Raw genomic sequence first — 12,599 nt, forward strand, 5'->3', positions numbered from 1 at the left:
GACCCTAGGGCGCGAGTCCCTGCTCGCGAATGTCTCGACCTGCAGACCACGCGGTGCCCATGGAAGCGGCCATCACCATGGCAATGGCCAGCCCCTGAAACAGGGTCAAGTGCTCAGCCAGCACCAGCCACCCTGCCAAGGCACCCACTGCCGGCTCCAGGCTCAGCAAGATGCTGAAGGTGTTTTTGGGCAGGTGGTTCAGCGCAAACATTTCCAGTGCATAAGGGATGGCACTCGACAGCAGTGCCACGGCCAAACCGGCCAGCAGCCACTGCGGGTTGAGCAAGGCGCTGCCGGCATGCGCCACACCAATCGGAGCTACCACCAAAGCGGCAGCGAGCATGCCCATGGGCGTGGCCATGCCGCCGTAACGCAGCGCCACGCGTTGACCGAACACGATGTACAGCGCCCAACAAACGCCCGCGGTGAATGCGAAGAACACGCCCATCGGGTCCAGCGCTGTGGCCGCATCGCCACCTGGCAGCGGCAGCAACAAAGCCAGGCCCACCACTGCCAGCGTCACCCACAGCCAGTCGCTGGCTTTTTTGGAGGTCCAGATAGCCACGGCCAGCGGCCCGGTGAATTCGATGGCGATCGCCACGCCAAAGGGGATGGTCTTGATGGCGCTGTAGAACAGCAGGTTCATCACGCCGAGCGTGACGCCGTACAGGCCCAGGGGCAGCGCATCGGCCCAGACCCATCGGCGACGCCACGGTCTGAACACCGCCATCAGCATCAGCATGGCAAAGACCAGCCGGTAAGCGGTGGTGCCTTCGGCGCCCAAGGCCGGGAACAGGCTTTTGGCAAACGAGGTGCCGACCGCCAACGACACCAGGCTGCCCATCAAGGCCAGCATGGCCCACAAACGCAGGTTCAAACGGAGCCTCTTTCTTCGGCGTTCAGCACGATGGGCTGGCCGTGCGGGGTGCGCTCGGCGGCCGCTTCCCACGCGTGTTCCAAGTCATGGATTTCATCGGGTGTGCCCAGTTGGCGCTCGATCACCAGCTGCTCCAGCGCATTGAGCCAGTGGGTGTAATAAAGGCTGCCGTCGTCGGCTTCGCCGCGCATTTGGCCTGCGCGGATTTCGCACGTCAGGGCATCGGCCCACTGCGGCCAGGTGAAGACGCCTTTTTCGTGCAGCTGCAAGGTCATGGCAAAAGCGTGGGCCTGCCAGGGGGCTTCAAACACCGCGCCGTTGTTGGCCGTGGGGGGCATGGGAAAGCCGTCGCCACAGGCTTGGGCCAGATCGTTCAGGGTGGTGGTCATATTCAGTTGCTCAGGTGGACACCGCTTCCAGATAAGACTCCCAGGCGTCCACGCTCACTTGGTGCCCGGCTTCGGCTTGCGGGCCCCACAGCTCGGTGCCGTCAAACACCACGGTGTAAAGGTGCTCGGCCGTGCCGTCAAAAGGCGGCAGCATCCGGCTCACATGCCGGTCGGGCAAGACATGGCTGCCGTGGTGCAGCACCACGGTGCCCACATGGCCGCGCACATAGCGCGGCAGCCGGGTGTGGCCTTGGGGGTTGAGGTTGAGGGCGCGTACGCGCTGGCCCACCGCAAAGCGCGGCGCTTGCGTGCTGGGCCGGTCGGCCGGGCTGCCTTTGGCCAGCGCCGCGTCCACATCGGCGGCTTTGAGCACCCGCACGCCCGGCACGGGGGGCGTGAGGGGCTGGCCTTGGGTCAGTTCCTCGGCGGTGATCAGGCCGCGCTCGATCAGTATGTTTTGCAGGGCCTTGGTCCAGATGGCGTAGTAAGGGCCTTGCACGTAGTCGAGCGGGGGCAGGGATTCGCGGGCCGAACGGGCCAGGTCGATGTTCCACAGGCCGCTGGCCCCCATGGCCACGGTCACGCCCAATGCGCGGCGCTCCCACTCGCCATGAAACAGCGGCTCGTTGGCTTCGATGCGAACCGGGCCGTAGCCTTGTTGGCCACCCATGTCGTGCACGCCGTTCATGGGGCCTCCTTGGGTGTCGACTCAGGGTTCAGGGGCAGTCCGGTGCCGATCATCGAATCGCGGGTGACCAGTTGCGCCAGTTGCGCCTGGCTCCAGCCCTCGGTGCCTGCGGGGCGCTCGGGCAGCACCAGGTAGCGCACTTCGGCGGTGGAGTCCCAGACGCGGATGTTTTTGTTCGGGGGCAGCGAGAGCCCGAAGTCGGCCAGCACGGCCCGCGGCTCGATCACGGCGCGCGAGCGGTAAGCCGCGCTTTTGTACCAGACCGGAGGCAAGCCCAGCACGGGCCAGGGGTAGCAGCTGCACAGGGTGCAGACCACCATGTTGTGGGTGTCGGGGGTGTTGGGCACGGCCACCATGTGCTCGCCTTGGCGGCCCGTGTAGTCCATCGAGGCGATGGCGGCGGTGGCGTCTTGCAGCAGCCAGTCCCGAAAAGCCGGGTCGGCCCAGGCGCGGGCCACCACTTTGGCGCCGTTGTGCGGGCCCACATGCACCTCGTAGGTTTCGATGATGCGGTCGACGGCGGCGGGGTCGAGGTAGCCTTTTTGCGTCAGCAGGGTTTCCAGGGCACGCACGCGCACATCCATTTCGCCCAGGGTGCTGTGTTCATGATCGTGGTGGTGGTCATGTCCGCTGGCAGGGTGCATGGTCGCTCCTCGGGGCTGTTTCGGGCCTTTCGGCTCAGGGTTTGCACGGTGCAGCAGCACGGGTTTGGGGCACTGACCGTGGGGGAAAAAGGCTTTCAGTGGGCATCATAGCGCCGCATACAATGGCGGCTTCGTTCGCGGGCCGCCCGATCGGCCCCGATAAAACCCGAATTTGCTTTTTTGGAGTTTCCATGTTCATTTCTTCCGCTTTTGCCCAAACTGCTCCAGCCGCTGCCGCAGGGGGCGACATGCAGTCCACCTTGATGAGCATGCTGCCTTTGCTGCTGATGTTCGCGGTCCTGTATTTCGTCATGATCCGTCCCCAGATGAAAAAGCAGAAAGAGCACCGCGCCATGATCGACGCGTTGGCCAAAGGCGACGAAGTGGTCACGGCAGGTGGTTTGTTGGGCAAGGTCAGCAAGATCGGTGACGCCTACATTGGCGTGGAGCTGGCCACAGGTGTGGAAGTCCAGTTGCAGCGCAGCGCCGTGGTCCAGGTGCTGCCCAAAGGCACCCTGAAGTAATTCACACGCGTTTTCTCCATGGGGCGCGGCCTTGGTCGGCCCCGGTTTTTCATCCTGCACGCGAGTCACTATGAACCGTTACCCGGTCTGGAAATACGCGATCATCGTGATCGCCATGTTGCTGGGCGTGGTCTACACCCTGCCCAACTTTTATGGCGAGGCCCCTGCTGTGCAGGTGTCTTCGGCCAAGGCCACCATCAAGGTGGACACTTCGACGCTGCAAAAGGTTGAAGACGCGCTCAAGGCCGCAGCCATCACGCCCCAAACCGTGGCCTTGGACGGGACCTCGATCCGAGCCCGTTTCCAGAGCACTGACGAGCAGCTGAAGGCCAAGGACGCCATTCAAAAATCGCTGATTGTCGACGCGGCTGACCCGCAATTTGTGGTCGCGCTGAATCTGGTTTCCCGCTCCCCGGCTTGGCTGACTGCCCTGCACGCCTCGCCCATGTACTTGGGTCTGGACCTGCGCGGCGGCGTGCACTTCATGCTGCAAGTGGACATGCAGGCGGCGTTGACGCAAAAAGTCGAGTCCATCACGGGCGACCTGCGCAGCTTGCTGCGCGAGAAAGACGTGCGCCATGGCGGCATCAGCCGCAATGGCCAGACCATTGAAATCCGCCTGCGCGATGCGCAGCAACTGCAAGCGGCCAAGCGTGTCTTGTCTGAGCAGTTTGCCGATTTGCAAAACCAGGAAGCGGCTGATGGCAGCGAGTTCCGCCTGACCGCCAGCATCAAGCCCGAAGCCGCCCGCAAAGTGCAAGAGCAGGCTCTTAAACAAAACATCACCACGCTGCACAACCGGATCAATGAGCTGGGCGTGGCCGAGCCGGTGATCCAGCAGCAGGGTCTGGACCGCATCGTGGTGCAGTTGCCCGGCGTGCAGGACACAGCCAAGGCCAAGGATATTCTGGGCCGCACCGCTACGTTGGAAGTGCGCATGGTGGACGAGAGCACTGAAGCGCGTGCCGCAGAGCAAGCGGGTGGCATTGTCCCGTTTGGCGCTGAGCGTTATCTGGAGCGCGATGGCCGCCCCTTGATCGTCAAGAAGCAAGTGGTGCTCACGGGCGACAACCTGACCGACGCCCAGCCGGGCTTTGACGGCCAGACGCAGGAGCCCGTGGTCAACCTGACGCTGGACGCCAAGGGCGCCCGCATCTTCAAGGATGTGACGCGCGACAACGTGGGCAAGCGCATGGCCATCATCTTGTTCGAAAAGGGCAAGGGCGAAGTGGTGACAGCGCCTGTGATCCGCGCCGAAATCGGTGGCGGTCGCGTGCAGATTTCTGGCCGCATGACCACGGCCGAGGCCAATGACACGGCGCTCTTGCTGCGTGCGGGCTCGCTGGCCGCGCCGATGGAGATCATTGAAGAGCGCACCATCGGCCCGAGCCTGGGGGCCGAGAACATCGCCAAGGGCTTCAACAGCGTGACCTGGGGTTTCCTGGTGATCGTGGCCTTCATGGTGGTTTATTACGCCATGTTCGGGCTGTTCTCCGGCATCGCGCTGGGCGTGAACCTGCTGTTCCTGGTGGCCATCTTGTCGATGCTGCAGGCCACCTTGACCTTGCCCGGCATGGCCGCGATGGCGCTGGCGTTGGGCATGGCGATCGACTCGAACGTGCTGATCAACGAGCGGGTGCGTGAAGAGCTGCGCAACGGCGTCAGCCCGCAAGCGGCCATTCACGCGGGCTATGACCGCGCCTGGGCCACGATTTTTGACTCCAACATCACCACCTTGATCGCAGGCGTGGCCTTGTTGGCCTTCGGCTCCGGCCCGGTGCGTGGTTTTGCGGTGGTGCACTGCATCGGCATCTTGACGAGCATGTTCTCGGCGGTGTTCTTCTCGCGCGGCTTGGTCAACCTTTGGTACGGTGGCAAGAAGAAGCTCAAATCGGTGTCGATTGGCACGGTGTGGCGGCCTGAAGGCGGCTCTGCGGTGAAAGCCGACTAAGGGGAAAAGACCATGGAATTGTTCAAAATCAGAAAAGACATTCCGTTCATGAAGCACGCGTTGATTTTCAACGCGATTTCCTTCGTGACGTTTGCCTTGGCGGTCTTCTTCCTGTTCAGCCGTGGCCTGCACCTGTCGGTGGAGTTCACGGGCGGCACCTTGATGGAAGTGAGCTACAGCCAGCCCGCTGACCTGCAAAAAGTGCGCGGCACGGTGGCCACGCTCGGTTTTGCCGAGGTGCAGGTGCAGAACTTCGGTTCGGCACGTGACGTCATGATCCGCTTGCCCGCACAAAAGGGCGTGAGCTCGGCCCAGCAAAGCGAAAAAGTGTTGACGGCCCTCAAAGCCAACGACTCTGATGTGACCTTGCGCCGCACCGAGTTTGTGGGCCCGCAAGTGGGCGACGAGCTGGCCGAAGACGGCCTCAAAGCTTTGGCCTTTGTGGTGATTGGCATCATGATTTATCTGGCGATCCGCTTCGAGTGGAAGTTCGCCGTCTCGGCCATCATTGCCAACTTGCACGACGTGATCATCATCTTGGGCTTTTTCGCCTTCTTCCAGTGGGAGTTTTCCTTGGCGGTGTTGGCAGCGGTGCTGGCGGTGCTGGGTTACTCGGTGAACGAATCGGTGGTGATTTTTGACCGGATTCGCGAGAACTTCCGCCGCTACCGCAAGATGAACACGGTGGAGATCATCGACAACGCGATCACCTCGACCATCAGCCGCACCATCATCACCCACGGCTCGACCCAGATCATGGTGCTGTCGATGCTGCTGTTCGGTGGCGAGACCTTGCACTACTTCGCCATGGCGCTGACGATTGGCATCTGCTTTGGCATTTACTCGTCGGTGTTCGTGGCCGCCGCCATCGCCATGTGGCTGGGCATCCAGCGCGAAGACCTGATCAAGCCGATCAAGAAAGACAACGACCCCAGCGACGAAAACTCGGGCGCGGTGGTCTGACCAGGCCCTTTGCTGGCTAACCCCCCAAAATGGGGGGGTGAAACTGATTACCCGGCCCCTACCCGCTGAAACAAGCCGCCCGGCAGTCGCCCGACTTGCCCCATGAGCTCAAGCTCCAGCAGTTGTGCTTGGAGCTGTGCAGTGCTCCAGCCGCAACGCGCTTGCAGGGCGTCCAGGCTTACCGGGTCATGGCCCATGGCCTGCAGCAAGGCGCCCTCTTGCAGGTCGTTGCCGACCAGGTCTTCGCTGTTGATTGCATCCTCCAGCCCCAGTGAGCGCTGCGCCATCGGGTCGGGCAGGCGCAGTTCTTCCAGCACGTCTTGCGCGGACTCCACCAGTTTGGCTCCCTGTTTGATCAGCAAATGGCAGCCTTTGGACTGGGCCGAGTGGATCGAGCCTGGGATGGCCATCACGTCGCGGCCTTGCTCCAGCGCTTGTTTGGCGGTGATGAGTGAGCCTGATTGCAAGGCGGCTTCGACCACCAGTGTGGCCTGTGACAAGCCCGAAATCAGCCGGTTGCGCCGCGGAAAGTTGGGTGCCAGCGGCGGCGTGCCCAGTGGGTATTCGCTGAGGATCAGGCCGCGCAGGGCTATCTGGTGCGCCAGTTCGCGGTGCTGGCGCGGGTAGACGCGGTCCAGCCCTGTGCCCACGATGGCGATGGTGGCCAGGCTCTCTGCAGCGGCGCCAAGCAAGGCGCCCTCGTGCGCTGCGCCGTCCACGCCCAGTGCCAGTCCCGACACGATGGTCAGGCCGCTGGCGGCCAGGCTCCGCGCAAAATCGCGGGCGTTGGCGGCGCCTTGAGGTGTGGGGTTGCGGCTGCCGACCATGGCCAGGACGTGCTCGGTTTGGAGTTGTTGCAGGATTTCTGTCTGGCCCAGGGCATACAGCATCAGCGGCGGATCGGGGATGTCGAGCAAGGCGGCCGGGTAGTCGGCATCTCCCAGGGTGAGGACGACTCGGGTGATGCCTGCAGTGTTTTGGGTGTGCAGCCATTGCCAAGTTTCGGCGTTCAGGCTGGCCCAGCCATCGGGCGTTTGCCCCAGCGCTTGGGCTTGTTGCGCCGAGACGATCTGGCGCAAGGCGGATTCGGTTTGGGCGAAGATGGCCTCGGGTTGCCCGAATGCCGCCAGCAAACGTCGGGCTATTTCGGCCCCAACACCCGGCGTGAGCACCAGCCGCAACCATGAGCCGAGCTCTTGTGGGTTTTTCACCATTTTGTCTCCCTGTGCAGCCTGCAGGCTGTCTGTGGAGGCATTGTGGGTCAAACCCCGGGCATCCGCAAATGGCGCGGACCCTTATCGGTGCGCTGGCCTGTCTTTCTTTCGCGCCAGCCAGGCGAACGCCATGTGGTTGACCAAGGCGATACCCCAGCACATCAGGCCAGTCCACAGGGTGTGGCTGGGGTAGTGGGCACCCCGCAAGGTTTGCACGCCACCCAGCACCACACCCAGCACGAAAATGCCGATCAGCATGCGCAGACCCTGGCGGCGTTGAGCCTCTATGCCAGAGGACAACCAAGGCAGGCACAAGGCCAGAAAGGCCATGGCCGCAGAGGCGTGCCCGCCTGGGAAGCATTTGCCGCCGCCGCCATCGCCCAGCCCCCATTGCCAATGCGACACGTAGCGCGCCACACCGCCAAAGTCGGCCAAATCCCAAGGGCAGCTGGTCAGGCTGTAGCGCTTGACGAGGTTGATGAGCACCAGGCCCAGCGTGATGCCGATAAAAATTTCCACCCGTTGCATTCGGCGCAACGCCCGGAAGCGGCCGAAGGGCAGCCAGATCATGACCAGCATGCCCAGGTAAATCACAACAGCCACCTGACGGGCCCAGTCGTGCAACACCTTTTCCATCCACCAGTTGCTGCGCAGACCAAAGCCCCGGTGGTCGGCGATGGTTTGCATCACGCGCATGTCCAGCCCCGAAAAGTCCCACGCCAGCAGGCAAAGCAGGCTCAGTGCAGTCAAGAGCCACAACTGGCGTAAGGGTGTGCGTGCACGCATGGCGGGCGTGGAAGGTGTGGGGGACATGCGGCAGTGGCGGGGAGTCTTGCAGAAGGCCTGAATTAAACACGATGCGGCTGAAAGCTGTCTGAAGTGAGGAGGCGGACTGGCCTCAGGGCATTGCGTGCGCCTTCAGCCGAGGCTCAGGGTGGAACTCTAGAATGGCGGCCACTGACTTCACATTGAGCACCTTATTTCATGAAGACACTTCCTGAGCGCACCGCCTGGCACCCCACCAGTTTGCTGGCGGTTTTGGCCCTCTGGCTGGCGACCATCGGCAATTTGCCGTTCTGGATGGCCATCTGGAAATTGCCGGAAACCCAGGGCTGGGGTGCGCTGGCCACCATGGGCAGCCTGTGGCTGATCTTGCTGGCGCTGCTGGTCTGGTTTTTGTGCTTGTGGGTATGGCCTCGCTGGCTCAAGTTTGCGGGCCTGGCCATGCTGCTGACGGTGACGTCCAGCAGTTACTTCATGCTGACTTATGGCGTGGTCATCGATTCGAGCATGTTGGCCAACGTGGCGCAGACCGATGTGCGTGAGGTGCGCGATCTGCTGTCCTGGCCCATGTTGGCGGCGGTGGTCATCGGTGTGGTGCTGCCCGGGGTGTGGCTCTGGCGTCAGCCTGTTCGCGCGGTGTCGGCCAAACCACTGCTGGTGCGCCAGCTGGGCGTGGCCTTGCTGGCTTTTTTGGTGGCGCTGGGGCTGTTCTGGATGTCGTTTCAGGACATCGCCTCGCTCACCCGCAACCACAAGCAGTTGCGCTACATGATCAACCCGTTCAACAGTGTTTACGCGCTGACTCGACTGGCCGTGGGACAGGCGACCGTGGCAGCTCAGCCTCTGCAGGTCATCGGTGAAGACGCGAGCTTGCGCATGGCCCCGGCCAGCGAGGCCTCGGCACCGCTGGTGGTGGTGATTTTGGGCGAAACGGCCCGGGCAGCCAATTTCGGTTTGGGTGGCTATGCCCGCGACACCACCCCGCAGTTGCGCCAAATTCAGGCGCAAGGCGACTTGGTCTATTTTTCGGACGTGAAATCCTGCGGCACCAGCACCCAGGCGTCGGTGCCGTGCATGTTTTCCCATTTGGGCAAAGCGGCTTATGAAGACAGCAAAGCGCGTTCTGAAAGCGTGCTCGACGTGCTGCAGCGTGCCGGTTTGGCGGTGTTGTGGCTAGACAACCAGTCGGGCTGCAAAGGCGTGTGCGATCGGGTGCCGAACGTGGCGACCACGGCACTCAAGGTGCCTGAGTTTTGCACCAGCGGCGAATGCCTGGACGAGGTGATGCTCCACGAGCTGCCCCAGCAGCTGGCGGCCTTGGACCCGGCCAAACGGGCCAAAGGCACCGTGGTGGTGATGCACCAGATGGGCAGCCACGGACCGGCTTATTACAAGCGTTCGCCTGCGGCCATGAAGCCCTTCCAGCCCGAGTGCAACAGCCATGCGCTGCAAAATTGCCCACCTGAGCACATCGTCAACGCCTACGACAACTCGATCCTGTATACCGACCATTTCATTGCCAAAACGGTGAATTGGCTGCAAGCCCAGTCGCGCCCCACTGCGCTGATCTATGTGTCGGACCACGGCGAGTCCTTGGGTGAAAAAGGCCTGTACTTGCATGGCATGCCTTACAGCCTGGCACCCAAAGAACAGCTCCATGTGCCGATGTTGGTGTGGCTGTCCAAACCGCTGCAGCGTGAGCGCAATTGGCGCATGGATTGCCTGCAAGCGCAGAGCGCCAAGGCCTTGTCGCACGACCACCTGTTCCACTCGATGCTGGGCTTGAGCCAGGTCAGCACCCGTTTGGCCAAACCCGAGTTGGACCTGTTTGCGGCTTGTTCGGCGGGGCGCTGAAAACCACTGCCAACCAAGATGCGCCCCGCCTTTGGCAGGCGCATCTGAAATTGGGGACAATAGACCCCCTGATTTCCTTTCCGTGTTGATGCCATGGCCCTGCTCCCCATCCTTTGCTACCCCGACCCTCGCCTGCACAAGGTGGCCAAGCCCGTGCAGGCGGTGGACGCCCGTGTGCACGCCCTGATCGATGACATGCTGGAGACCATGTACGAAGCGGGCGGCATTGGCCTGGCCGCTACACAGATCGATGTGCACGAGCGTTTGGTGGTGATCGACACGTCTGAGGAGCGCAACCAGCCCATGGTGCTGGTCAACCCCGAGATCACCTGGATGAACGAGGAGCGCGTCAAAGGCGAAGAGGGTTGCCTGTCGGTGCCCGGCATTTACGACGGCGTGGAACGCGCTACCAAAGTCAAAGTGACCGCCTTGGACCGCGATGGCCAAAGCCGCACCATCGAGGCCGAGGGCATGCTGGCCATTTGCATCCAGCACGAACTCGACCACCTCATGGGCAAGGTGTTCGTGGAGTACCTCTCGCCGCTCAAGCAAGGCCGCATCAAGACCAAAATGGTCAAAGCCCAAAAAGCCGGGCGCTGATTCTTTTTGAAGAACCGTTCATGCGTTTGATTTTTGCGGGCACGCCCGAATTTGCCCAGGTGGCCCTGGCCGCCCTGCACGCCGCAGGCCATGAGATCGTGCTGGTGTTGACCCAGCCCGACCGCCCAGCTGGGCGCGGCATGAAACTGCAGCCTTCGCCCGTCAAGCAATGGGCTTTGGACCACCATGTGCCCGTCGCCCAACCGCGCAGCCTGCGCCTGGACGGCAAATACCCCGAAGACGCCGCCGCAGCCCGCCAGACCCTGCTGGACGCCAAGGCCGACGCCATGATCGTGGCGGCTTACGGTCTGATCCTGCCCCAATGGGTGCTGGACTTGCCCCCCAAAGGTTGCCTGAACATCCACGCATCTTTGCTGCCGCGCTGGCGCGGTGCGGCCCCGATCCACCGCGCCATCGAGGCGGGTGACACGCAAACCGGCATCACCATCATGCAGATGGATGCGGGCTTGGACACCGGCGACATGCTGCTGGTCTTGCCGTGCGCCATCGCGCCTGATGACACCACCGCCGTGCTGCACGACCGCTTGGCCGCTTTGGGCGGACAGGCCATCGTGCAGGCACTGGCCAGCTTGAGCAGTCTGCCTCGCCAGCCTCAGCCCCTGGAAGGCGTGAACTACGCGCACAAGATCGACAAAGCCGAAGCTGCACTCGACTGGGCCTTGAGCGCCGAAGTGTTGGCGCGGCGCATCCGGGCGTTTGACCCGTTTCCGGGCATGACCGTGCCGCTGGCCACCGCCTCGGGCGTGGAAACCCTCAAGCTCTGGCAAGCCGCGGCCGAGGCGGCCCCAAAGACGGCCCAGCCGGGGACCGTGCTCAGCGCCGATGCGTCGGGCGTGCGTGTGGCCTGCGGCGAAGGCCAGCTGTGCCTGACGCAACTGCAGCGCCCGGGTGGCAAACGCCTGAGCGCGGCCGACTTTTTGCGCGGTTGCCCCTTGCAGCCGGGTCAGCGTTTGGTGGCCTGATGTTTTTCCGGTCCACGCTCTACCGCCGCACCGAGTTCTGGCAAGGCCTGCGCGACCTGGCGCCGCAAGCGCCCGGCGTCGCGGCATGGGGCTTGATGACCGGGGTCGCCATGGTCAAGTCGGGCATGAGCGTGTTCGAGGCCGTGGCCATGACCATGCTGGTGTTCGCGGGCAGCTCTCAACTGGCGGCCATTCCGCTTTTGGTGGCCGGGGCTCCGGCCTGGGTGATTTTGGCGACCGGCTTTTGCGTGAATCTGCGCTTTGTGGTGTTCAGCCTGCACTTGAGGCCCTATCTGATGCACCTGCCGCGCTGGCAGCGCATGTGCCACGGCTATTTCACCGCCGACATCACCTATGTGCTGTTCACCCGGCACTACCCTCACCCTGCCAACACCGACGACGAGCGCACGGGGCAAGAGGCCTATCTGGCAGGCAACTATTTCCTCAACTGGTGCAGCTGGATCGTGGCCAGCTTGCTGGGCGTGGGTCTGGCCAACCTGATCCCGCCGGAATGGGGCTTGGGCTTTGCGGGCATCTTGTGCCTGCTGGGCATCCAGTGCTCGCTGGCCAGTTCGCGCATGCGCATGCTCTCGGCCGCCGTTGCAGGGGTGGCTGCTGTGGTGGCTTATCACTTGCCGCTCAAACTCAACATCGTGGTGGCGATTGCTGTGGCGGTGATCTTGTGCCTCACGGTCGAGAAGTTCCGACCCGCAAGCAAGGTGACTGCATGAACGGCACCGATCTGTGGTCTTTGGCGGTGATCGTGGGCTTGGCGGTCGTGACGGTGGTGGCGCGCAGTTTCTTTTTCATCTCCAGCAAGTCCTGGCACTTGCCCCATTGGGCGCAGCGCGGCTTGCAATACGCGCCGATCGCAGCCCTGTCGGCGGTGGTCATTCCAGAAATCATCACCGTGCAGGGCGAGTTGGTCAGCACCTGGCAAGACGCGCGCCTGTATGCCGCAGTGGCCGGCGTGGCGGCTTACTTCTGGCGGCGCGATGTGCTGATCACCATTTTGGGTGGCATGGCGGTGTATTTGCCTTTGCATCTGGGGCTGGGCTGGTAGGCAGGGTTGGCCCTGTCCCGTGGGCGCGAGCCCCTGCTCGCGAATCGGTGCCCGGCCACTGCTTTT

14 protein-coding genes are annotated in these 12,599 nt (G+C 63.0%); 8 read left to right on the forward strand and 6 right to left on the reverse strand.

The window, feature by feature from the left end:
- Positions 1 to 4: 4 nt before the first annotated feature.
- The 4 genes from ACHEXL_RS00080 to nthA are packed head-to-tail and all read right to left on the reverse strand — an operon-like array spanning position 5 to position 2,598.
- Complete coding sequence (locus ACHEXL_RS00080; RefSeq protein ID WP_416561363.1) at positions 5 to 856, reverse strand: EamA family transporter; 852 nt, start codon at positions 854 to 856, stop codon at positions 5 to 7.
- Positions 857 to 873: 17 nt separating this feature from the next.
- Positions 874 to 1,266, reverse strand: a complete 393-nt coding sequence (locus ACHEXL_RS00085) for a nitrile hydratase accessory protein (RefSeq protein WP_416560055.1) — start codon at positions 1,264 to 1,266, stop codon at positions 874 to 876.
- A gap of 10 nt (positions 1,267 to 1,276) precedes the next feature.
- Complete coding sequence (gene nthB, locus ACHEXL_RS00090; RefSeq protein WP_416560056.1) at positions 1,277 to 1,954, reverse strand: nitrile hydratase subunit beta; 678 nt, start codon at positions 1,952 to 1,954, stop codon at positions 1,277 to 1,279.
- Complete coding sequence (gene nthA, locus ACHEXL_RS00095; RefSeq protein ID WP_416560057.1) at positions 1,951 to 2,598, reverse strand: nitrile hydratase subunit alpha; 648 nt, start codon at positions 2,596 to 2,598, stop codon at positions 1,951 to 1,953. Before nthA ends, nthB begins: the two co-directional genes overlap by 4 nt.
- Before the next feature lie 191 nt (positions 2,599 to 2,789).
- On the opposite strand from nthA, the gene yajC reads away from it, so the two are divergent.
- The 3 genes from yajC (at position 2,790) to secF (ending at position 6,036) form a co-directional block, all read left to right on the forward strand.
- The gene (gene yajC, locus ACHEXL_RS00100; protein ID WP_108331682.1) at positions 2,790 to 3,122 is read left to right on the forward strand and encodes a preprotein translocase subunit YajC; all 333 of its coding nucleotides are present in this window, start codon (positions 2,790 to 2,792) and stop codon (positions 3,120 to 3,122) included.
- 70 nt (positions 3,123 to 3,192) lie between these two features.
- Complete coding sequence (gene secD / locus ACHEXL_RS00105) at positions 3,193 to 5,073, forward strand: protein translocase subunit SecD (RefSeq protein WP_291927090.1); 1,881 nt, start codon at positions 3,193 to 3,195, stop codon at positions 5,071 to 5,073.
- A 12-nt stretch (positions 5,074 to 5,085) separates the two neighbouring features.
- A complete protein-coding gene (gene secF, locus ACHEXL_RS00110; RefSeq protein ID WP_416560058.1) occupies positions 5,086 to 6,036 on the forward strand; it encodes a protein translocase subunit SecF in 951 nt (316 codons plus the stop codon).
- A gap of 47 nt (positions 6,037 to 6,083) precedes the next feature.
- Here the strand turns inward: secF and dprA are convergent, their stop codons facing one another.
- Positions 6,084 to 7,250 carry a DNA-processing protein DprA gene (gene dprA / locus ACHEXL_RS00115; RefSeq protein WP_416560059.1) on the reverse strand — a complete coding sequence of 389 codons (1,167 nt, stop codon included), beginning with the start codon at positions 7,248 to 7,250 and terminating at the stop codon, positions 6,084 to 6,086.
- Between the two features lie 81 nt (positions 7,251 to 7,331).
- Positions 7,332 to 8,063, reverse strand: coding sequence for a phosphatase PAP2 family protein (locus tag ACHEXL_RS00120; RefSeq protein WP_416560060.1), 732 nt, complete (start codon positions 8,061 to 8,063; stop codon positions 7,332 to 7,334).
- A 171-nt stretch (positions 8,064 to 8,234) separates the two neighbouring features.
- On the opposite strand from ACHEXL_RS00120, the gene ACHEXL_RS00125 reads away from it, so the two are divergent.
- The 5 genes from ACHEXL_RS00125 to ACHEXL_RS00145 all read left to right on the forward strand — a co-directional run bounded on the left by ACHEXL_RS00125 (position 8,235) and on the right by ACHEXL_RS00145 (position 12,533).
- The gene (locus ACHEXL_RS00125) at positions 8,235 to 9,887 is read left to right on the forward strand and encodes a phosphoethanolamine transferase (protein ID WP_416560061.1); all 1,653 of its coding nucleotides are present in this window, start codon (positions 8,235 to 8,237) and stop codon (positions 9,885 to 9,887) included.
- Between the two features lie 93 nt (positions 9,888 to 9,980).
- On the forward strand, positions 9,981 to 10,487 hold the full coding sequence (def, locus tag ACHEXL_RS00130) for a peptide deformylase (RefSeq protein ID WP_416560062.1): 507 nt from the start codon (positions 9,981 to 9,983) through the stop codon (positions 10,485 to 10,487).
- Between the two features lie 20 nt (positions 10,488 to 10,507).
- Complete coding sequence (gene fmt / locus ACHEXL_RS00135; RefSeq protein ID WP_416560063.1) at positions 10,508 to 11,470, forward strand: methionyl-tRNA formyltransferase; 963 nt, start codon at positions 10,508 to 10,510, stop codon at positions 11,468 to 11,470.
- The gene (locus ACHEXL_RS00140) at positions 11,470 to 12,201 is read left to right on the forward strand and encodes an AzlC family ABC transporter permease (protein WP_416560064.1); all 732 of its coding nucleotides are present in this window, start codon (positions 11,470 to 11,472) and stop codon (positions 12,199 to 12,201) included. The genes fmt and ACHEXL_RS00140 overlap by 1 nt, the downstream gene beginning before the upstream one ends.
- Entirely contained in the window at positions 12,198 to 12,533 is a 336-nt protein-coding gene (locus ACHEXL_RS00145; protein WP_416560065.1) for an AzlD domain-containing protein, read from the forward strand. Before ACHEXL_RS00140 ends, ACHEXL_RS00145 begins: the two co-directional genes overlap by 4 nt.
- Positions 12,534 to 12,599: the final 66 nt, after the last annotated feature.

It is taken from the genome of Limnohabitans sp. YIMB22184 (assembly GCF_048020265.1).
In the GTDB taxonomy this organism is placed as follows: domain Bacteria; phylum Pseudomonadota; class Gammaproteobacteria; order Burkholderiales; family Burkholderiaceae_C; genus Limnohabitans_A.

Bases quoted from the DNA above. Each gene is read 5' to 3' on its own strand.
- yajC (WP_108331682.1), top strand. From the start codon at position 2,790: ATGTTCATTTCTTCCGCTTTTGCCCAAACTGCTCCAGCCGCTGCCGCA.
- dprA (WP_416560059.1), bottom strand. From the start codon at position 7,250: ATGGTGAAAAACCCACAAGAGCTCGGCTCATGGTTGCGGCTGGTGCTC.
- ACHEXL_RS00080 (WP_416561363.1), bottom strand. From the start codon at position 856: ATGCTGGCCTTGATGGGCAGCCTGGTGTCGTTGGCGGTCGGCACCTCG.
- secD (WP_291927090.1), top strand. From the start codon at position 3,193: ATGAACCGTTACCCGGTCTGGAAATACGCGATCATCGTGATCGCCATG.
- ACHEXL_RS00120 (WP_416560060.1), bottom strand. From the start codon at position 8,063: ATGTCCCCCACACCTTCCACGCCCGCCATGCGTGCACGCACACCCTTA.
- ACHEXL_RS00145 (WP_416560065.1), top strand. From the start codon at position 12,198: ATGAACGGCACCGATCTGTGGTCTTTGGCGGTGATCGTGGGCTTGGCG.
- ACHEXL_RS00125 (WP_416560061.1), top strand. From the start codon at position 8,235: ATGAAGACACTTCCTGAGCGCACCGCCTGGCACCCCACCAGTTTGCTG.
- nthB (WP_416560056.1), bottom strand. From the start codon at position 1,954: ATGAACGGCGTGCACGACATGGGTGGCCAACAAGGCTACGGCCCGGTT.
- ACHEXL_RS00140 (WP_416560064.1), top strand. From the start codon at position 11,470: ATGTTTTTCCGGTCCACGCTCTACCGCCGCACCGAGTTCTGGCAAGGC.
- ACHEXL_RS00085 (WP_416560055.1), bottom strand. From the start codon at position 1,266: ATGACCACCACCCTGAACGATCTGGCCCAAGCCTGTGGCGACGGCTTT.
- secF (WP_416560058.1), top strand. From the start codon at position 5,086: ATGGAATTGTTCAAAATCAGAAAAGACATTCCGTTCATGAAGCACGCG.
- def (WP_416560062.1), top strand. From the start codon at position 9,981: ATGGCCCTGCTCCCCATCCTTTGCTACCCCGACCCTCGCCTGCACAAG.
- nthA (WP_416560057.1), bottom strand. From the start codon at position 2,598: ATGCACCCTGCCAGCGGACATGACCACCACCACGATCATGAACACAGC.
- fmt (WP_416560063.1), top strand. From the start codon at position 10,508: ATGCGTTTGATTTTTGCGGGCACGCCCGAATTTGCCCAGGTGGCCCTG.